This is a genomic window from Rhodococcus quanlei (assembly GCF_055231015.1).
The window spans coordinates 127,210-146,258 of record NZ_JBUYWD010000012.1; the positions used below are offsets into that span (position 1 = coordinate 127,210).

Genomic DNA, 19,049 nt, shown 5'->3' on the forward strand with positions numbered 1-19,049 from the left:
ATTGTCAACAATCTACACGTTTAAGGAAGGTACGAATATGGCACTGACCGATCTGGAGCCGGTCAGTCGGCAGTCGACCGCCGAACTCATCGCCGATCGACTACGCGACGCCATCATGCGGGGATCACTCGAGCCGGGCGAGCAGCTGGGTGAAGCCGACCTCGCGGCGCACTTCCAGGTCTCGCGCGGTCCACTGCGGGAGGCCATGCAACGGCTGGTGTCCGAAGGCCTGCTGCACAGCATTCGCAACCGCGGCATCTTCGTCACCGAGCTGACCCTGGACGATGTGGTGGATGTGTACCGCAGCAGGCGAGTGATCGAGGGTGGAGCGCTTGCGATGATCCTCGACGGCCGAAGGGAAGAGGCCTACGAGGCACTCGGACCCGCCGTCGACGCAATGTGCACCGCCGCCGAGCGTGGAGATTCCGCAGCCGTGTCCGATGCCGACCAGCTGTTCCACCAGATTCTGGTGGAAAGCTCCACCAGCCCGCGCCTCGTGCGAGCCGCCCGCACCCTGCTGATCGAGACGCGCATGTGCATGGGCGCCCTGCAGACCACCTACGACGACATTTGTGACCAGGCCGCCGAGCACGTCGTGCTGCGTGACGCCATCAAGGACGGCGACGCGGCAGAGGTCGGAGCTCTGCTGGCAGAGCATCTGGACGATGCGGTGGCGCGGTTGCGCGGGAAGCAGTCAATGCGGGACTGAGTGCACACAAATCGCTTCGAGCAACGGGATTCCGTCCGCCACGTCGACTTGTGTGCAGTTGGTCCCGCTCGTCAGGCAGGAGTCAGGTCGACGCCCGCAGGGGGAGTGAGTTTGCGGAGGGTGCCGTCGAAACCGGTGACGTACAAGGCCCAACCGTCTCCATCAGGTGCGACGCGCACCGACGTGGGGCCGTCCGGCGGCATCCGAATCGGCGCGGGAGGTTTGATCATTCCGGTGAGGACCGTGCAGGCCTCGCGGGTTTCGGGGTCGATTCGGTAGACAGCACCGGCGAGATGATCGGCGACGTACAGCGTGCCGTCGGCGACGGCTTCCATGTCGTCGGGCAGGGCGATCAGATCCGGGAACCCCATCACCGTGCTCGGCGTGCTGGGTGAATCGAGGGGCACCCGCAGGATCTGGGACGTGACGTCTCCTGTGTAGAAGGCAGTCCCATCGGGAGTGAGTGCCATGCCATTGGACCTACGAATCGTCGACCAGGACGAGGTGACGGTGTCGGTATCGGGGCTGTAGCGCGTGATTCCGGTGGGCGGACCGAGAATGTCGATTCGGGAGATGAGCAGGTCGCCGTCGGGCAACAACAGCAATCCGTTCGGACCGTACAGCCCGGTGACAAGGGTTGTCACCGCGCCGGTTTCGACGTCGAGACGTTGGAGGGTCCCGTCGGCGACAGTGCGAAACGGATCGTCGCCCGTTACGAAGTAGAGGTAGTTCCCCGAAAGTCGCAGCCCCGCCGGCTTGTCCAACCCGGACAACACCGTCGAGGTGTTGTGCGCTGCGTCGACGTGGTACAGCTTCCCGTTGTCGGCACCGCTGACGTAGAAGCCACCGTTTCCGTCCGGTTCCAGGTTCTCCAGCCACCCCAGACCCGACGCCAATGTCTCCTGCTGCCAGCCCTCCGCACACGAGCGCGTGACGGCATCAGCGTCGGCAGGGGTGTTGACGGTCAGTCCGGCGGTTGCGGCCGCGACGAGTAGAGCAGTCGTGAGCTTGGAACGTAAGGGCATGGTCCTACCTTTGTGAAGGAGTACAGAGGTAGGAAGCTACACGACGAAGATCCTCGGTCCGCCAGCTGAATCAACCGACGGTGATGTCGGCGGAAGTCCCGGTGAACGGTGAGATCTCCCCGAATGGACTCTTGCTGTCCCCGAAATGCTGGATGCGGTACGTGCCTGCCGGGGTTCCTTCCGGAACATCCCAGGTGATGCGTGCGACCGACTGGTTGGGATCGGTTCGCTGCCAATGGAATTTGGTGGACCAGTCACCGTCGTCGGCGTGCCGTACCCACTCTCTGCCCTGGCGTCTTTGCACCTCGAGGTAGGTGCCGCGGCGGTGCAGGTTGTTCTTGGGGTACCCGGTGACGAACTCGACGGCGACCTGCGTACCGATCGCGGCGGTGGCGGCAGGCTGAACGACAACGTCACCGAAACTTCGTTCCGCACCTGGAACATCTTGGTCGACACCGGGGTTGAACGACGGCTGGAAACCGGAGTTGTCGACGGGAGCCGGCCCGCGGTCGGCAGCGGCTCCCGATTTCAACGCTGCCGCCAGCTGTGCGAAACCCTGCTGGTAGGCGGGCAGTGTGTAGCGACCGAACATCGTCGAGCCGCCCTCGTACTGCTGGGAGTCGTATTCCTGCGGTGTGGTGCAGTAGCTCGAGTAGGAGTTGGCGTATCCCTGGAAGATGACGTTCTCGAGTGGAACCCCCAACTCCCCGGCGACGGTCCGCCGAATGCGCAGCCCGGACACGATGGTGAACTCGGCGGGACCGCCGACGATGTAGTACTGGCCGATTCGCAGGATCTGAATCTTCAGAATGTTCGGCACCCACGTGCCTGCGGGAGGGACGAGTCCGACGGCGATCAATACCAGTTTGGGGGCCTGGGCGTCGCGCAGCCACTGGGGGATCGGTGCGTTCATGCCGCCGAGGGCGTCGACGACCGGATTCGTGGTGCCCTCCGGGAAGAGCGGAATTGCGGGCCCGTCCTCGGTGCTGCCTGCGCTCATCGCGGCACCGATGCACGCGGGTGACGTCTTCGCCGGCCGGCCGTCGGGCGTGTATTTTCCGTCGACGGTCTGTGCCGCCATGTCGAGGTACATCACCCGCGCGTCGATGGGTCCGGTCACGGTATCGGATGCGCCGTTCCATGCCTCACGTGCCGCATGAACCTGTCGTTGGCCGATGATGCGGGCGTTCTCGAACTCGTCGTCGGTGGGTCCGTGGCCGGGTTCGAGGTCCAGATTGGGCGACATATCACCGGCATTCGTTTGCGGGAAAGCGGCGACGAACTTCGGCTTGCCGGGCTCGAGGTAGTCGACACCCTCTTGGCCGCGCTCCCAGAAGTAGGCAGCGGCACCCTTGTTGTCGCCGGAAATCAGGTGGTTCTCGTTGGTGAGCGACGCGCAGTGTGTGGCGAACCAGTTGATGGCCCCGACGTCCTTGCCGTTCTGCTCGATCCGCATCACTCGCATCGAGCTGTCGATGCCCAGCGGGTAGTAATCCTTGTCCTGCGCAGGATTGAGATCGAAGGCCACGCGCGAACGGTTGACGCTGGCATCGGTCAATTCGCTGCGACCGTAACGGACCGACCCCGGGGCGAGGTCGTCGTGGGCGGCGCTGATGGCCTCGACGATGCCGTCGACTTCGGCGTTGTACACGAGCTCGTCGAACCCGAGGACGGCGACGTTGTATGCGTAATTGTGAGACGCCCCGCCACACGCGGCATGGGAGTGCACTGCCGTGAGCATCACGTTCCGCTCCGTGTACAGGTCGCCGTACAGCTGTGCCAGGCGTGCCAGCACGCCGTCGTGGACGGACTGGAAGATCATGCAGTTGTCGACGACCACGTATGCGACACGAGAGTTGCCGTCGGCGAAGACGAATGCACGTGCACGGGTGCGCTGATGAAGTCCCTCGGCGCGTTGTTCGAACTTCGAGTAACCCATCATGCCCACCTCGACCACGGGACCGGTGGCGTCGGAGATGCCCACGCCGACCAGCAATCCGGAACTTGCGGGAGCCGTGCGTTTCGGCTGTTCAGCGTATGCGGGGGCAGCACCTACCACGCCTGCGACGGCGGCGACGGCGGGCGCTGCAGCGACCCCCGCCAGCATGCTTCGACGATTGATCGCGGCCATGAGATCCTCCCGCGCCCATGGCGCTGACATCCGTTGTTCATACGTTGTTGGTCAAGCGTCCAATAGTCTAGCGGGCCGTCCCATCGAAATGTTCGGTGGATCACACCGGCTCGGCGTCGCCGAACGTCATGGCGATATTGCGGACGGAGGTGGTGAACAGCGCCCGGCGGGGGAGGCCCAGCCCGCGCAGTTCGTCGGCGATCGGGTGATCACCCAGTGTGAGTGCTGCGCCGCCCAGTCTCGATCTTGTGCCTGATGGCGTCATCTCCCAGGGCGTATGTCGCGTGAAACCGCCGAGGTGCGAATACGCAACCGAAATGATCTTCCTGTCGGAACCCGGTAGCGGGATGCCCCGTTTCACGTCCAGTCGAACTGCAGTCCGCCCGTCTGCACTGAGTGTGCCGTGCTTCGTGGCGGACGCGTGGTCCGTATCGAACGACGCGAGGGTCTTCGGGAAACCCCAGATCCCGCGGCCGGCGGCCAACGTGAAATCACCGCTGACCGGAAGGCGATGGATGAACGTGCCGGAGCCACGGGACTTGCGGTGATCACGGACGAGGAAGGTGACACCGAACTCCTCGTAGCGTCCGAGATCGCCATCGACGTAGTCCACGAACACGAGCATGCAGATCGCCCGCCCCTTGCGATACTCGTGCACCCGCAGACCCGAGTAGCCGATCACGGACTGCGCACGGGCCGAAGGCACTGTGAACGCGGCCATGAACGCCGAAGCGGTGCGCACTCGCACAGGTGTCTCTACGGTGCGCCCCAGAACCTCGTGTGCAGTCATTTCTGCTCCCGTGTCGGATGAAGCCATTCGAATGAAAGTTCCCGCCGGACCACCGGATCGCCTTCGGTATCCATCTACACGTCCTACCATCTGTGGCAGAACGGCGAGGGCACCCACGGCGGAGGAGCTGCGCATGACGACCAGGCCGGAATTCGACCTCCTGGACGGACGTTTCTATTCGGGAGATCTGGGGGATCCGAGGTCTGCGTATGCGTGGATGCGGGAGAACGAACCTGTGTACCGCGCGGAGGGCATTGTCGGAGCGGCCACGTACGACGCAGTGGTGGCGGCGGAGCGCGACCCGGTGCTCTTCTCGAACGGTGGTGGAATCCGGCCGGGGGTCGGTCCGTTGCCGCACATGATCGACATGGACGACCCGCAGCACCTGCAGCGCCGCCGTCTCGTCAACGCGGGATTCACGCGCAAACAGGTGGAAGCGAAGATCCCCGGAATTCGGAAGATCTGTGACGACCTCGTCGATTCGGTGTGTGAGAAAGGTGAGGCCGATTTCGTTCGCGACCTTGCCGCACCGCTGCCCATGGCTGTCATCGGGGACATGCTCGGGGTGCTCCCCAAGGACCGAGGCACCTTCCTGAAGTGGTCGGATGATCTGCTGAACGCACTCGGAAGCAACGTCTCGGAAGACGAATTGCGTGCCCAGGCGGAGGCCTACCTGGCGTTCAGTGAGTTCACCCTCGAGACCATCGCGAAGCGCCGCGAGGAACCGACCGACGACCTCACGAGCATTCTGGTTCATGCCGAGATCGACGGCGATCGACTCAGCGACCAGGACATCGTCAGCGAAACTCTCCTCATCCTCATCGGCGGCGACGAAACGACGAGGCACGTGCTCAGCGGTGGGATGGAACAGCTGATGCGACATCCAGACCAGCAGGCACGCCTGGTCGATGACCCCGACGACATTCCGCAAGCACTCGAAGAGATGTTGCGGTGGGTGTCGCCGATCAAGAACATGTGCCGCACCGTCACCCGTGACAGCGAGTTCCACGGGACACAGCTGCGGGCAGGTGAGAAGATGATGTTGCTGTTCGAGTCGGCGAACTTCGACGAGGCACACTTCGAGGAGCCGAACACCTTCGACATCGAACGGGCGCCCAATCAGCACGTGGCTTTCGGGTTGGGTGCCCATTTCTGCCTGGGTAATCAGTTGGCGCGGCTGGAGGGACGGCTGATGTTCGAGGCGCTGCTGTCGAGGCTGCCCGACATGACACTGCCCGCAGACGTGCTGGTCGACGAGCATTCGCTGCGGCACCGTCCCGCGAACTTCGTGTCGGGTCTCGAAGAGATGCCGGTGACCTTCACAGCTACTGCACCCGCGGACCGAAGGGTCCCCAGTTGCTGAAGCTGCACCGCGCGGAACGCTCGAGCACGCTTGCCGACGCACTGGCAGATCTATTGGCGACGCCCCTCTTCGACCCCTTCGCAGGTGAGATCATCGCCGTGCCGGCGAAAGGAGTGGAACGGTGGCTGACGCAGCGGATCGCCACCGTACTCGGCGGCGAGAACAGGGACGGTATCGCGGCCAACATCGCGTTTCCCACCCCGACCCGTCTGGTCGACGACACCGTGGCTGCAGTGTCGGGGACGGACGCGAACGCGGACCCCTGGGCGCCCCGTCGGGTGGTGTGGACCGTCCTCGACGTGATCGACCGCAGTGGCGACGAGCCGTGGTATCCGGTGCTCGAGAAGCACCTCGAGGGGCACCGCATCGGCCGTCGATACGAGACCGCATTGCATCTCGCCGAACTGTTCCGCAGTTACGCCGCGCAACGGCCGGCGATGCTCGTCGAGTGGGCTGGCGGTGACAGTACCGACGGAGCCGGAGAGGCACTCGACTCGGACCTGGTGTGGCAGGCGCAGCTGTGGCGCGCCGTCCGGCAACAGATCGGCTCCCCGAGCCTCGCAGAGCGCTTGGGCGACACCTGTGACCGCCTCCGCGGGAACCCCGGCCTCGTGTCCCTTCCGGAACGGTTGTCTCTGTTCGGGACGACCCGTCTGACCACCGCCCAGCTCGAAGTCGTCCAGGCGCTTGCCGCGCATCGCGACGTGCACCTGTGGCTTACGCATCCGAGTCCGGTGATGTGGGAACGGCTCTCCTCCATCCCCGCCGTGGTCCGTCGACGTGACGACGACACGGCGTTGTTGGTGCACAACCCGTTGTCGGCGGGTCTGTCGCGCGATGTTCGTGAGCTGCAAGCTCGGCTGTGCGTCACCGAATTCGATGACGTTCACCATCCAGGCATGCCGTTGCCGCCCACCATGCTGGGGGCTGTTCAGCAGGCGATCGTGAACGACCGCAATCCGGAATCACTGCCGGAACCGGACGGGACTTTGCAAGTACATGCGTGTCACGGGGCATCGCGCCAGGTGGAAGTGCTGCGCGAATCGTTGCTGCACTTGTTCCAGGAGGACCCCGACCTCGAGCCTCGAGATGTGCTGGTCCTGTGCCCGGACGTCGAGGCATACGCCCCGTTGATTCGAGCCGCGTTCGGGCAGGGCGTGCTCGGCCATCCTGGACATCGGTTGCGGGTCCGGCTCGCCGATCGTGGCCTTCGGCAGACGAACCCGATACTGGCCGTGCTCGATTCGTTGCTCCAACTTGCCGATGACCGGGTGACCGCGAGTTCGGTGCTCGACCTTGCGGCCGCGCCCCCCGTCCGTCGGTGCTTCGGTTTCGGCGACGACGACCTCGAGCGGCTGAGAGAGTGGGTTCACGAAGCCGGGGCGCGGTGGGGCATCGGCCAACGTCAACGATCGGCGTTCGGGTTGGCGGGCTTTCCGCAGAACACGTTCGTCGCGGCGGTGGATCGTCTTCTGCTGGGTGTGGCTGCGGACGAGTCCGAACCCGAGTGGCTTGCGCTGTCGTTACCGCTCGACGACGTGGAGAGTACCGATATCGACCTGGCCGGGCGCTTCGCCGAGTTCGTCGATCGGCTCGCCGTCACGCTGCGTGACCTCGAAGGCCCGCAGACAGGCGAGCAGTGGGTGAAGGTGTTGCGCCGCGCTCTCGCGCTGTTGGTGGATGTGTCGCAGGCAGATTCGTGGCAGCTTGCGCAGGCACAGCGAGCGCTGGCCGATGCGGTCGAACACGGCGAAGGCACGCTGCTTCGGCTGGCGGATGTGCGGGCCATGCTCGACAACCGTGCGGCGGCTTCACCGACGCGGGCGAACTTCCGCACCGGTGAACTCACGGTCTGCACGATGGTGCCGATGCGTTCGGTGCCGCACAAGGTTGTTGCGTTACTCGGTCTCGACGACGAGGTGTTCCCTCGCAAGGGCCGTCTGGACGGAGACGACGTGACCGGCCGTGATCCCTGTCCGGGTGAGCGCGACCCACGTAGTGAGGACCGGCAACTACTCCTCGATGCGCTCATGTCGGCGACCGCGCACGTGTTGCTTTTCTACACCGGCTCCGATCCGGTCACGGGCGGTGACCATCCGCCGGCGATTCCGTTGAGTGGTGTGCTGGACATGGTGGGTTCCGGCGTGGTTCGCCGGCATCCGCTGCAGCCGTTCGACACCCGGAATTTCGAGGTGCGCAGGCCGTTCAGCTTCGACCGAGGTGCGCTCGAGGGCGCCCGGGCGTCGATGCGTGAGCCGATGGGGCCTCCGGCGGGAGCCCCCTCCCTTCCTCGGAACCCCCTGCCACAGCACGAGAAGGGCGATGTCGACCTCGCCGATCTGGTGGCATTCGTTGTGAGTCCTACCCAGGCGTTTCTCCGGCAGCGGCTGGGAGTGCGCATCCCCGAACTCGACGAAGACGTGGCAGATGCATTGGCACTCGAACTCGACCCATTGGCCAAATGGGCGCTGGGGGAGCGCATGTTGTCCTCTCGGTTGCGGGGTGTCACACCCGCAGATTTCAGGGCCACCGAATGGCGGCGCGGCACGTTGCCGCCGTTCGGCCTGGGGGGTGCTGCGCTCGCCGGCGTGGAGTCGACCGTGGACGCGCTGGCGCACGCCACGAGACCGCTGTTGACCGAAGAGCCCGACACCGTCGACGTCGCAGTCGATCTCGGGGACGGCCGCAGACTGACCGGAACCGTGTCCGGGGTGCACGACGGCAAGATCGTGCGAACGTCCTTCTCCCGGTTGGGTCCGAAGCACCGGCTCAGCGCATGGGTGCAACTGCTCGGGGTGGCGGCCACATGTGGTGTACCGGCGGCGGCCATCGTCACGGGCCGGGGCGGTGGCAGTCGTCCGACGTGGAGATCCACTCTGTCGGCACCGATCGATGCACTCGAACAGCTTCGGATTCTGGTAGACCTCAGAGACGCAGGCTCGATCTCTCCGCTGCCGATTGCCGAGGGGGCAACCTCCGCATACGCGCAGCGGCGGTTCGGTGGCGGGTCCGACGAACAAGCATGGGACTCGGCGGCGTACCAGTGGTCCGGCAGGTTCGGTGACGCCACCAACCGTGCAATCGCGTACGTGTACGGTTCGGATGCATCCTTCGAGGATTTCGCCCCCGAGCCGCGAGAGTTCGGGGCACTCGCGTACCGACTGTGGAGTCCCTTGCTGACCGCAGAAACTCAGGGGCGCCCATGAACTTCGAACTCACCGGTGATCTGCCGACCGGGACCACCGTCCTCGAGGCCAGCGCCGGCACCGGAAAGACCTACGCGATCGTCGGTTTGGCAACGCGGTTCATTGCCGAGGGTGTCACCGACATTTCGGAACTGCTACTGGTGACCTTCTCCCGTGCGGCGACCCGGGAACTTCGCGAGCGCACCCGTGAACGCTTTGCGCGCGTATCCGCTGCACTCACAGACCAGGAGACCGCGCGCACCAGCGACGACGCGCTGATCGCCTTTCTGGCCACCTGTGACGCGGACGAAGTATCCACGCGGCGGCGGCGCTTGCTGCGTGCCCTCGCCGATTTCGATGCGGGAACCATCGCCACCACACACAGTTTCTGCCAGCGGATGCTCGACAGTCTCGGAATCGCCGGGGAGCGGGATCCGAACGGTGTGCTGGTGGAGTCGGTGGACGATCTGGTCGTCGAGGTGGTCGACGACGTCTACCTGCGCTCGTACGGTGCGAGCGATTCGGGCGTGCCGATGACACCGGCGGAGGCGCTGCAGTTGGGCCGGGATGCGGTTCGTGATCGGCAGGCGACACTGTGCCCGGATCCGGACGATTCGACCGAAGCGGGTCTGCGGGTGGAGTTCGCCACCCAGGTACGAGCTGAAGTGGACGCGCGCAAGCGGCGCGGACGTGTCAGAGATTTCGACGATTTGCTCGGGCTGCTGCACGGGGTGCTCGTGCATCCGGAACACGGTGAGGCAGCTCGCCGACGAGTACGCGACCGATACCGTGTGGTGCTGATCGACGAGTTCCAGGACACCGATCCGTTGCAGTGGGACATCATCAGACAGTCCTTTCACGGCCACAGCGCCCTTGTTCTCGTCGGTGACCCGAAGCAGGCGATCTACGCCTTCCGTGGTGCCGAGGTGCTCAGTTACCTCGACGCCGTGCAACACGCCGAGCAGCATCAGGAACTGACCACCAACTGGCGCAGTGATGCCGGGCTGATCGGTGCCCTGGAGCATCTTTACGGCGGCGCGGCACTGGGCAACGACGACATTCTCGTACACCCGGTGGACGCCAACCACAAGGAGTCCCGGCTCCCCGGGGAAGTCCCGTTTCGTCTTCGCTACCTGTCGCGAAAAGGTGCAGGACCGTTGGGGAAGACGGGGTTTCCTGCACTTGCCACGCTTCGAAAGAAGGTCGCCGTCGACGTTGCCGCGGAAGTGGTCGGGCTGCTCGGCCGCGCGCGTGACCGGGTGGGGCCGGGAGATATTGCAGTACTCGTCCGCAAGCGCGCACAGATTGCGCTCGTGCGAGATGCGCTCGACGCGGTGGGTGTGCCGTCTGTCCTCACCGGTGGCACCAGCGTGTTCGACACCGGTGCCGCAATGGACTGGCTGTGGGTGCTGCAGGCGCTCGAGGCGCCGCATCGTTCGGATCGGGTGCGGTTGGCGGCCCTCACGCCGATCGTCGGCCGTACCGCAGAAGAACTCGATGCCCGCGGTGACGAGGTGGTCGCGGAGGTCGGGATGGAACTACGCGAGCTCTCGGCGCTCTTCGAGAGGGCCGGGTTCGCGGCCGTCTTCGAAAGACTCTCTGCTGTGACGAAACTCGAATCGCGGCTGCTCGGACGGCCCTCCGGTGAGCGCAGTATCACCGACGTTCGGCACATCGCCCAACTGCTGAACCGGGCCACCGTGGAAGAACAACTCGGCCTCACCGCACTCACCCGATGGTTGACCGACCGCATCGACGACCCCGTCGCCGGTGCGACGACCGACCGCAGCAGACGTCTCGACAGCGACGCGGCCGCCGTGCAGATCGTCACCGTACACGCGAGTAAGGGGCTCGAGTTTCCCGTCGTGTTTCTCCCATACGCCTGGGACGGCGCCAAGCATCCGCACCCGAGCACTCTTCTGCTGCACGGCCCGTCGGGTGAGCGCGTCTTGGACGTCGGCGGGCCTACTGGCCCCGGATACGGGCAGAGAAAGCAACTGTCGGAACGAGAAGACGCAGGGGAGGAGTTGCGGCTGCTGTATGTGGCGTTGACTCGCGCGAAATGCCACGTGGTGACGTGGTGGGCGCCGAGCTTCTCGACTGCGGCCTCGTCGCTGCACCGTCTCCTGATAGGCCGCGTACCCGGATCGGGGCAGCCGGAGCTGTCGGTGAAGGTTCCGGACGACGCGACGATGGCCGACAAGCTCGAGACGTGGCCGGGCGCTGCCGCTCATCTGATCTCGGTGGAACGGGCCGGCGGCGGCGCTGCAACCACCGCTGATTGGAATCCGCAGGAGGCAGGCGTCGTCGAGGTCGACGTCGCACGGTTCGATCGCATCCTCGATGAGCAGTGGCGGAGAACCTCCTATTCGGCACTGACCGCATCGGCGCACGACGCCGACCGTGGGCCTGGCGTGCGCAGCGAGGTCGAGCAACCGGGGAAGGACGACGAACCGGAGAATCCCGATGCCGACGTCGAGGTCGAATCCGCCGATGACGCCGTGGGACTTCCGTCGCCGATGAACGGACTACCGGGCGGTGCTGCCTTCGGCACGTTGGTGCACGAAATTCTCGAGACGGTCGACACTTCTGCCGCAGACCTGGCCGAGGAACTGTCGATACGGTGCCGTGAGGGCGTGGGCTCGCGGCTCGCGGACGTCGATCCCGAGGGGCTCGCACAGGCGCTGCTGCCGGTGCTGCACACCCCGGTGCTGCACACAGCAGGCGATTCGGGGGCGGTCTCGCTTGCGGATATCGACCCGTCGGATCGGCTTGCCGAGTTGGACTTCGAGCTTCCGCTCGCCGGCGGCGACGAACCCGTCGATCTCGACGTGACGTTGCGTGATGTCGCCGCTCTGCTGCGGGACCATCTCGGCGGCGACGACCCGATGGCCGACTATGCGGAACAGTTGGACCTACTCGATTCGGGACCGATCCGTGGATTTCTCACCGGCAGCATCGACGCGGTGCTGCGTGTTCCGGGCCCGAAGTTCGTGGTCGTCGACTACAAGACCAACCGGCTCGGGTACGGAGATCTCAGCACGGCGCACTATACGCACGACCGTATGGCCGCCGAGATGATGCGCGCGCACTACCCCTTGCAGGCGTTGCTGTACGCCGTTGCGTTGCACCGCTATCTGCGGTGGCGAAAGCCGGACTACGTGCCGGACCAGCATCTCGGGGGTATTCGATACCTCTTCGTACGCGGGATGGCCGGTGCCGAATCACCTGCGGGTGCGGGCGTCTTCTCGTGGGATCCACCCGCCGCGCTGATTGTGGAGTTGTCGGAACTGCTCGCGGGAGTGAGTCATTCATGACCGACATCACGCCCGGAACCTACGCGCCGATACCCGCCGCCCTCGCGCAGAGGGCGAAGGGTGCGATCCGGGCATTCAACGAGGCCGGCGTGCTCGACGCTGCGGACGTACATGTGGCACTGCGGTTCGAGAAGCTCGGCGGCGAAACGTCCGAAGCGGTGCTGTTGGCGGCAGCTCTGGCGGTGCGCGCGGTGCGCGCGGGCTCGGTATGTCTCGATCTGACGCGGCTGCGAGATGCCGCACGGATCGATGACGGTGCGGGGATCGACGATGAGAGCGAGGGTGGGAACGGCGATGGTTCGGTGCCCGACCTCGGCGAGCTCGCCTGGCCGGACGAGACCGAGCTGGTCGACGCGCTGCGGCGCAGTCCGCTGGTGATCGGTGCGAGCACCGGCCCGCTACGCCCCCTGCGGCTGGTGGACACCGACGAAGGCGCACTGCTCTACCTCGACCGATACTTCCGGCAGGAACAGACCATTCGGCACATCCTGGATCAGCGTGCCCGGTCACGGCCTGCGGTGGACGAGAGTGTGATTCGTTCCGGTCTGGGCCGATTGTTCGACTCGACCGGCACCGGCGTCGACCGTCAGCGTCTGGCGGCGGCGCTTGCGGCGTCGTCGTGGACGACTGTGATAGCGGGTGGCCCGGGAACGGGTAAGACCCATACGGTCGCACGCATTCTCTCGCTCCTCGCTTCCGTGGGTGAACGACCACCACGTATCGGGCTGGCCGCCCCGACCGGCAAAGCCGCTGCCCGGCTGCAGGAATCGGTGCTCACGCAGGCCCTAGAACTCGATCTTCCGGCAGACCTGCAGGCCATGACATTGCATCGCCTGCTCGGGTGGCAGCGGGGCAGCAGCCGATTCCGGTTCGGGCCGAACAACCGGCTTCCGTACGACGTGATCGTGGTGGACGAGACCTCGATGGTGTCGTTGACGATGATGTGCCGACTTCTCGAGGCGGTGCGGGCGGATGCGCGATTGGTCCTCGTGGGCGACCCCGACCAGTTGACCTCGGTGGACGCAGGCGCCGTGCTGGCCGACCTCGTCGCCAGACCCACGAAGGCGCAGCCGAATGCGACGCTCGAGTCCCTCGTTCCCGATGACCTCGTCGTCTCGGGATCGCGGGAGTCCGAGTCGCAGTTGCAGACAGAGACGCTGACGAGGCCGGAGCGTGAACGGTTGGGGACCGGAGTCGTCCGGCTCACCCGAGGCCGGCGCTTCGGCGGTGATATCGCGGCACTGGCGACGGCGGTGCGCTCCGGGGACGCAGACACCGCAGTGGAATTGCTGCAGCGGGGCAGTCCCTCGGTGTCGCTGCACGACCCCGATGACGTCGACGGTCTCCGCACGGATGTGGTGTCCACAGCAGAAAACGTGCACCGCGCAGCGGAGTCCGGTGACGCGAAGTCCGCGCTGTCTGCCCTCGAGTCGCATCGGCTGCTGTGTGCTCATCGTGACGGCCCTTCCGGCGTGCAGCGTTGGGCGGTGCAGGCACTGGGCTGGGTGAGCGATTCGGTCGGCCACCGACTCGATCCGCACAGTTGGTACCCGGGACAGCCTCTTCTCGTCACTGCGAACGACTACGACACGCGCATCTACAACGGAGACGCAGGCGTGATCGTGCGCGGCGAGAACGGCGACCCGGCCGCAGCATTCGAGCGCGGTGACGGGGTGTTTCTCGTGCATCCCAGCCAACTGTCGGCAGTACAGACCGTGTACGCGATGACGATTCACCGCAGCCAGGGCAGCCAGTACGACACCGTGTCCGTGGTACTGCCCGGCCCGCAGTCGTCATTGCTGACACGAGAGTTGCTGTACACCGCGATCACTCGCGCGCGTAAGCGGGTACGGGTGATCGCGGCCGAGGACGCCGTCCGCGCCGGCATCGAGCGTCAGGTGCTGCGAGCCAGTGGGCTGCGTCGCGAAGTGCGCCCGTACACCGGCATGTCGTGACGGGTGTCAGTCCGCCAACACGGCCTTGAGGAACGTGCGGGTACGTTCCTGCGTCGGGTTGGTGAAAATGTCGGTGGGGGACCCTTCTTCGACGATCTTGCCCTGATCGAACACCAGCACCCGGTCGGCCACGTCGCGGGCGAACCCCATCTCGTGGGTGACGATCAGCATCGTGATGTCGGTGGTCTTGGCGATGTTACGGAGCACGTCGAGGACATCGGCCACGAGTTCCGGGTCGAGCGCGGAGGTCACCTCGTCGAGCAGCAGGATGTCCGGGTCCATGGCGAGAGCGCGTGCGATGGCCACCCGCTGTTGCTGACCACCGGAGAGGGTCGTGGGGTGTGCGTCTTCCTTGTCGGCCAGGCCCACCGTCTCGAGCAGTTCACGGGCCCGCTGCTTCGCCTCTTCCTTGCTGCGACCGAGCACGTGCACGGGGGCCTCGGTGATGTTCTCGATCACCGTCATGTTCGGGAACAGATTGAACTGCTGGAAGACCATGCCGATCTTCTTGCGCACCCCGCGCAGATACTTCTCGGACGGTGCCACGAGCTTGTCGTTCTTCCGCTCGTGCGACAGCGGCTCACCCTCCACCCAGATCACACCGTCGTTGGCCTTCTCGAGTGTCATCAACAGCCGCAGGATGGTGGTCTTGCCCGAACCACTCGGTCCGATCAGTGCGACGCGTTCGCCCTGCCGCACCTTGAAGTCGAGGTGGTCGAGAACGACGTGATCACCGAACTGCTTGACCACCTTCTCGAACAGGATCATCGCGTCCCCGAAGTCGGTGGTGGTTGCCTCGTCGGTCGAGTCGGTCGCGTCAGTAGACAAGAGACTTCTCCAGTTTCCGGATGAGGATGGACGTCGGGTAGCTGGCGAGCAGGAAGATCACACCCGCGATGGTGATCGGCTCGAGGTATTGGAAGGTGCGCGCACCGTACTGCTGTGCAGCCGTGACCATCTCGACGACGGTGATCGCGAACAGGAACGGGGTGTCCTTGAACATCGAGATCGCGTAGTTGCCGAGGGCAGGGAGCGTACTGCGAACGGCCTGCGGAAGGACGATCGCACGCCAGGTGCGGGTCTGGGGGAGCGACAGTGCTCGCGCAGCCTCCCACTGGCCCTTCGGGACCGCTTCGATGCCGGCTCGGTACACCTCGGCCATGTACGTCGAGTAGTGGATACCCAGCACGGTGATACCGATCTGCAGGGCAGAGAACTGGGGTAACAAGTAGTAGACGAACAGCAACTGCACCACCAGCGGCGTCAACCGAATGAACTCGGTGACCATTCGTAGCGGCACCGTGACGAACTTCGGACCCGATTGACGCACCACTGCGATCGCCAGGCCCAGAAGGGCTGCGATGACGAAACCCAGCACCGTCGCGAGCAGGGTGATCTTGAACCCGTCCAACAGGAACGGGATGGAATCCGCAGCTCGTTCCCAACTCCAGTCAACGCTCATCGGCCCACCCCCACGCTTTCGTCGGTCTTCTCCGGTCGTAGCCGCAGCACATCCTTCATGGATGGTCCGATGCCGAGCCTGCCCTTGGCGCGTGCTTCGAGCAGATTCATGATCAGCGTGAGGATGTAGGCGATCACGAAGTACAGGACCAGCCCGACGCCGAAGGAGAAGATGGTGTCACCGGTACCGCGGCGCAGTTGCTCGATCTGGTAGGTGAGGTCCTGCAACAGAATGAAGCTGGCCAGCGCGCTGCCCTTCAATAGTTGGATGAGCAGATTGGTGAGCGGGGGAATCATCTGCGCCCACGCTTGCGGGAACACCACCCTGTGCATCCGTTGCCACGGAGTGAAGTTCAAGGCGATCGCGGCCTCGGTCTGTGGACGCGGCACCGCGCTCACGGCACCACGTACCACCTCGGCACCGTACGCGCCGTAGTTGAGACCCAATGCCAAGATTCCGCAGAACATGGGTTCGAGCTGATATCCGAGCAGCGGCAGCACATAGAACAGCCAGAACAGCTGCACCAGAAGCGACGTGCCGCGGAAGAACTCCACCACCACCCGGGCCGGCATGCGCACGTACGCATGTCGGTTCCCGGACGCCAACCCGAGCGCGACGGCGAGAACCATCGCGAGGGCGGCGCCTCCCAACGTGAGGAGGATGGTGACGACCATGCCGTCCCACAAGCGTGAAAGAGCGTCGATCAGTGCATCGACATTACTGTTCACAACGTTGAACCTGCCCGAGATCGAACCTGCGCTGACGAAATTATGCGGTGCCCTCGCAGAGTGCTTCCGTCGTCAGGCTCGGATCGGGAAGCTCGGCCTCCGTGAAGCCGAACGGACCGACGATCGACAGGTACTTCTCAGGATCGGATGTGATCTTCGCCAACTCCTCGTTGTACGCCTCGAGGAGTTCCTGATCGTCCGTGCGGAACACAGTGGCGCCGGCACCCACCTGCGGCTCGCCGTCGATGACTGCGACGAACGAGTCGGTGACGTCCACCGGGGCGTCGGGGTTGTTGTTCTTCATCCAGTTCAGGGAAATCGCAGTGAGCGCGAACGCGTCGACGCGGCCCGAGGTGACGGCGTCCATGCCATCCTGCGGCGAGGCCACGCGCGTCGCGTCGATACCCATCGAGTCTGCGTAAGTGGACTCGACGGCACCCGTCATGGTGGCGAGGGTGGCCCCGGCATCCTTCACCGACTGGATGTTGCTGAGGTTCTTCGGGTTGCCCGCGGGAACCATCAGGGCTGTCGTGTAGTTGAACTCGGGGTCACCGAATGCTGCCTGCTCACACCGGTCCGGAAGAATCGACATTCCGGCGCTGACCACGTCGAAACGGTTGGCCTGCAAGCCGGGGATCAGTGCACCGAAGTCGGCGTTGACGCCCTCGACGGTCTCGATGCCGAGATTGCCGAAGATTTCGCGGTGCAGGGCAACGGTTGCGCCGGTGAGCTGGCCGTTCTCCTCGAAGCTGTACGGCGCCTCGCCGGCGAAGCCGACCGTGATCGTTCCGTTGTCCTGCAGGGACTGCAGGTGGTCGGTGTTCTCGCCGCTGTTGGTGGACGTGCACCCCGTGATGCTGCCTGCGAGGAGTGCGCATCCGGACAGCGCAACGATCGTTCGCTTCTTGGCGGAGGTGTGAAACAGAGTGCGTGCCATGAGCAGAGCCTTCCGGTCGCGGTCGGGGTCGTTCTCGAAGGCTGACGTGATCTGCGCCGAGTCCCGCCCCGTCTCATTGAGTCGATCGAACGTAACACGGGGACTGAAAGTTCCACCCGAAGTGGGTAGCAAAGTAAACGAAGTCGTAACGATCGACCAGGAAACGGACTGATCGGACGCGGTGGTCCGGTAACGCCCGCCCTGACGGCGTGTCGGGATCGAGCCGGCTCAGGAACCGAAGGTTGCGTCGAGTGCGTGTGACAGGTCGGCGACGAGGTCGCCGGGGTCCTCGAGTCCGACCGACAACCTCAGGTGGCCGTACGTGCGGAACTCTTCGGGATACGCGGCCACCCGTGGTCCATTGGTGCCGACGTGCACGATGAGGGTTTCGTCGTGCCCAACCGACACGGCGGAGGTGATCAGCGCCAAGTTGGCGACGAAACGATTCTGGGTATCGGGGTCGCCGTCCACGGCGAACGCCATCACCGAGCCGAATCCGCGTCCACCGAACTGCCGTGCGGCCACCTCGTGTTGTGGATGTGACGACAAGCCTGGGTACGCGACGTAGGCGACCCGCGTGTCGGCTTCCAAGAACTCCGCCACGCGCTGCGCGGACTCGAGATGCTGACGTAGCCGCAGCGGTAACGTCACCGATCCGCGGGTGATCAGCCAGGCATTGAACGGTGCGATCACACCGCCGACGTCGACCATGGCATCGGCCTTGATCGGACCGACGAGCTCCGCAGAGCCGATGACCGCGCCACCCATCGCGTCACCGTGCCCGTTGATGAACTTCGTCAGGGAGTGAATCACCAGATCCGCACCGTCGGCGAGGGGGCGATACAGCGGGGGTGGGGTGAACGTGGAATCGACCGTGAGGATCGCGCCCGCCGTATGGGCGATGTCGGCCAACGCCGCGATATCCGTGACCCGGGTGGTCGGATTCGCGATGGCTTCGACGTGGACGAGTTTCGTGTTGGGGCGCACTGCTGCGCGTACGGCGTCGTGGTCGGTGCTGTCGACGAAGGTCGCCTCGATGTCGTACCGCTGGGGCAGCAATTCGGTGAAGAGTCGCCAGGTGGCCTCGTAGGTGATATCGGAGATGATCACATGGTCACCCGTGCGCAGGTGGGTGAAGAACACCGCGTGCAGCGCTGCCACACCCGACGCGAGGGCCAGTGCGTCCTCACCGCCTTCGAGCGCGGCCAGCTTTTCCTGCAAGAGGAGTTGGTTGGTGCCCGAGTTCCGGGTGTACAGCGGTGGGTCGGTGCGAGACCAGCTGATGTCCGCCGGGTCGTCGGGAAGCGCGTAGGAGTTGGCGAGCACCAGCGGTGTTCGGATGGCACCGGACCCCGCGTCCACCCGATTTCCGCCGTGCACCGCCAACGAGTGCAGGGCGAGTGAGTGCGGAAGGTGCTTGTCCGGGCGTTGGGGAGTCATGGCCCGA

The 19,049-nt window shown here is 64.9% G+C and carries 13 protein-coding genes; 5 read left to right on the top strand and 8 right to left on the bottom strand.

Annotated features, from left to right (window positions below):
• Positions 1–37: 37 nt before the first annotated feature.
• The gene (locus tag ACZI8Q_RS11360) at positions 38–709 is read left to right on the top strand and encodes a GntR family transcriptional regulator (RefSeq protein ID WP_463373630.1); all 672 of its coding nucleotides are present in this window, start codon (positions 38–40) and stop codon (positions 707–709) included.
• 71 nt (positions 710–780) lie between these two features.
• On the opposite strand, the gene ACZI8Q_RS11365 is transcribed toward ACZI8Q_RS11360, so the two are convergent.
• From ACZI8Q_RS11365 to ACZI8Q_RS11375, 3 genes are all read right to left on the bottom strand, one after another.
• A complete protein-coding gene (locus tag ACZI8Q_RS11365) occupies positions 781–1,734 on the bottom strand; it encodes an SMP-30/gluconolactonase/LRE family protein (RefSeq protein WP_463373631.1) in 954 nt (317 codons plus the stop codon).
• Between the two features lie 70 nt (positions 1,735–1,804).
• Positions 1,805–3,895: a neutral/alkaline ceramidase gene (locus ACZI8Q_RS11370; protein ID WP_463373632.1), complete on the bottom strand. Its 2,091-nt coding sequence runs from the start codon at positions 3,893–3,895 to the stop codon at positions 1,805–1,807.
• 70 nt (positions 3,896–3,965) lie between these two features.
• Positions 3,966–4,655, bottom strand: a complete 690-nt coding sequence (locus tag ACZI8Q_RS11375; RefSeq protein WP_463373633.1) for an acetoacetate decarboxylase family protein — start codon at positions 4,653–4,655, stop codon at positions 3,966–3,968.
• 133 nt (positions 4,656–4,788) lie between these two features.
• Between ACZI8Q_RS11375 and ACZI8Q_RS11380 the strand changes: the two genes are divergently transcribed.
• The 4 genes from ACZI8Q_RS11380 to recD are packed head-to-tail and all read left to right on the top strand — an operon-like array spanning position 4,789 to position 14,475.
• Positions 4,789–6,018 carry a cytochrome P450 gene (locus ACZI8Q_RS11380; protein WP_463373634.1) on the top strand — a complete coding sequence of 410 codons (1,230 nt, stop codon included), beginning with the start codon at positions 4,789–4,791 and terminating at the stop codon, positions 6,016–6,018.
• A complete protein-coding gene (gene recC / locus ACZI8Q_RS11385) occupies positions 6,012–9,224 on the top strand; it encodes an exodeoxyribonuclease V subunit gamma (RefSeq protein WP_463373635.1) in 3,213 nt (1,070 codons plus the stop codon). The genes ACZI8Q_RS11380 and recC overlap by 7 nt, the downstream gene beginning before the upstream one ends.
• The gene (locus ACZI8Q_RS11390; RefSeq protein WP_463373636.1) at positions 9,221–12,520 is read left to right on the top strand and encodes a UvrD-helicase domain-containing protein; all 3,300 of its coding nucleotides are present in this window, start codon (positions 9,221–9,223) and stop codon (positions 12,518–12,520) included. The genes recC and ACZI8Q_RS11390 overlap by 4 nt, the downstream gene beginning before the upstream one ends.
• Entirely contained in the window at positions 12,517–14,475 is a 1,959-nt protein-coding gene (recD, locus tag ACZI8Q_RS11395; RefSeq protein ID WP_463373637.1) for an exodeoxyribonuclease V subunit alpha, read from the top strand. The genes ACZI8Q_RS11390 and recD overlap by 4 nt, the downstream gene beginning before the upstream one ends.
• A 6-nt stretch (positions 14,476–14,481) precedes the next feature.
• Here the strand turns inward: recD and ehuA are convergent, their stop codons facing one another.
• From ehuA to ACZI8Q_RS11420, 5 genes are all read right to left on the bottom strand, one after another.
• Positions 14,482–15,243 carry an ectoine/hydroxyectoine ABC transporter ATP-binding protein EhuA gene (gene ehuA, locus ACZI8Q_RS11400; protein ID WP_463373772.1) on the bottom strand — a complete coding sequence of 254 codons (762 nt, stop codon included), beginning with the start codon at positions 15,241–15,243 and terminating at the stop codon, positions 14,482–14,484.
• Positions 15,244–15,292: 49 nt separating this feature from the next.
• Positions 15,293–15,937: an ectoine/hydroxyectoine ABC transporter permease subunit EhuD gene (gene ehuD / locus ACZI8Q_RS11405; protein ID WP_463373638.1), complete on the bottom strand. Its 645-nt coding sequence runs from the start codon at positions 15,935–15,937 to the stop codon at positions 15,293–15,295.
• Positions 15,934–16,665 (bottom strand): ectoine/hydroxyectoine ABC transporter permease subunit EhuC, encoded by a 732-nt coding sequence (gene ehuC, locus ACZI8Q_RS11410; RefSeq protein WP_463373639.1) that lies wholly within the window; start codon positions 16,663–16,665, stop codon positions 15,934–15,936. Before ehuC ends, ehuD begins: the two co-directional genes overlap by 4 nt.
• A gap of 40 nt (positions 16,666–16,705) precedes the next feature.
• The gene (locus ACZI8Q_RS11415) at positions 16,706–17,602 is read right to left on the bottom strand and encodes an ectoine/hydroxyectoine ABC transporter substrate-binding protein EhuB (RefSeq protein ID WP_463373640.1); all 897 of its coding nucleotides are present in this window, start codon (positions 17,600–17,602) and stop codon (positions 16,706–16,708) included.
• Positions 17,603–17,830: 228 nt separating this feature from the next.
• A complete protein-coding gene (locus ACZI8Q_RS11420) occupies positions 17,831–19,042 on the bottom strand; it encodes a trans-sulfuration enzyme family protein (RefSeq protein WP_463373641.1) in 1,212 nt (403 codons plus the stop codon).
• Positions 19,043–19,049 lie beyond the last annotated feature (7 nt).

Bases quoted from the DNA above. Each gene is read 5' to 3' on its own strand.
- ACZI8Q_RS11365 (WP_463373631.1), bottom strand. From the start codon at position 1,734: ATGCCCTTACGTTCCAAGCTCACGACTGCTCTACTCGTCGCGGCCGCA.
- ACZI8Q_RS11360 (WP_463373630.1), top strand. From the start codon at position 38: ATGGCACTGACCGATCTGGAGCCGGTCAGTCGGCAGTCGACCGCCGAA.
- ehuA (WP_463373772.1), bottom strand. From the start codon at position 15,243: ATGATCCTGTTCGAGAAGGTGGTCAAGCAGTTCGGTGATCACGTCGTT.
- ACZI8Q_RS11375 (WP_463373633.1), bottom strand. From the start codon at position 4,655: ATGACTGCACACGAGGTTCTGGGGCGCACCGTAGAGACACCTGTGCGA.
- ACZI8Q_RS11380 (WP_463373634.1), top strand. From the start codon at position 4,789: ATGACGACCAGGCCGGAATTCGACCTCCTGGACGGACGTTTCTATTCG.
- ACZI8Q_RS11390 (WP_463373636.1), top strand. From the start codon at position 9,221: ATGAACTTCGAACTCACCGGTGATCTGCCGACCGGGACCACCGTCCTC.
- ACZI8Q_RS11370 (WP_463373632.1), bottom strand. From the start codon at position 3,895: ATGTCAGCGCCATGGGCGCGGGAGGATCTCATGGCCGCGATCAATCGT.
- recD (WP_463373637.1), top strand. From the start codon at position 12,517: ATGACCGACATCACGCCCGGAACCTACGCGCCGATACCCGCCGCCCTC.
- ACZI8Q_RS11420 (WP_463373641.1), bottom strand. From the start codon at position 19,042: ATGACTCCCCAACGCCCGGACAAGCACCTTCCGCACTCACTCGCCCTG.
- ACZI8Q_RS11415 (WP_463373640.1), bottom strand. From the start codon at position 17,602: ATGGCACGCACTCTGTTTCACACCTCCGCCAAGAAGCGAACGATCGTT.
- ehuD (WP_463373638.1), bottom strand. From the start codon at position 15,937: ATGAGCGTTGACTGGAGTTGGGAACGAGCTGCGGATTCCATCCCGTTC.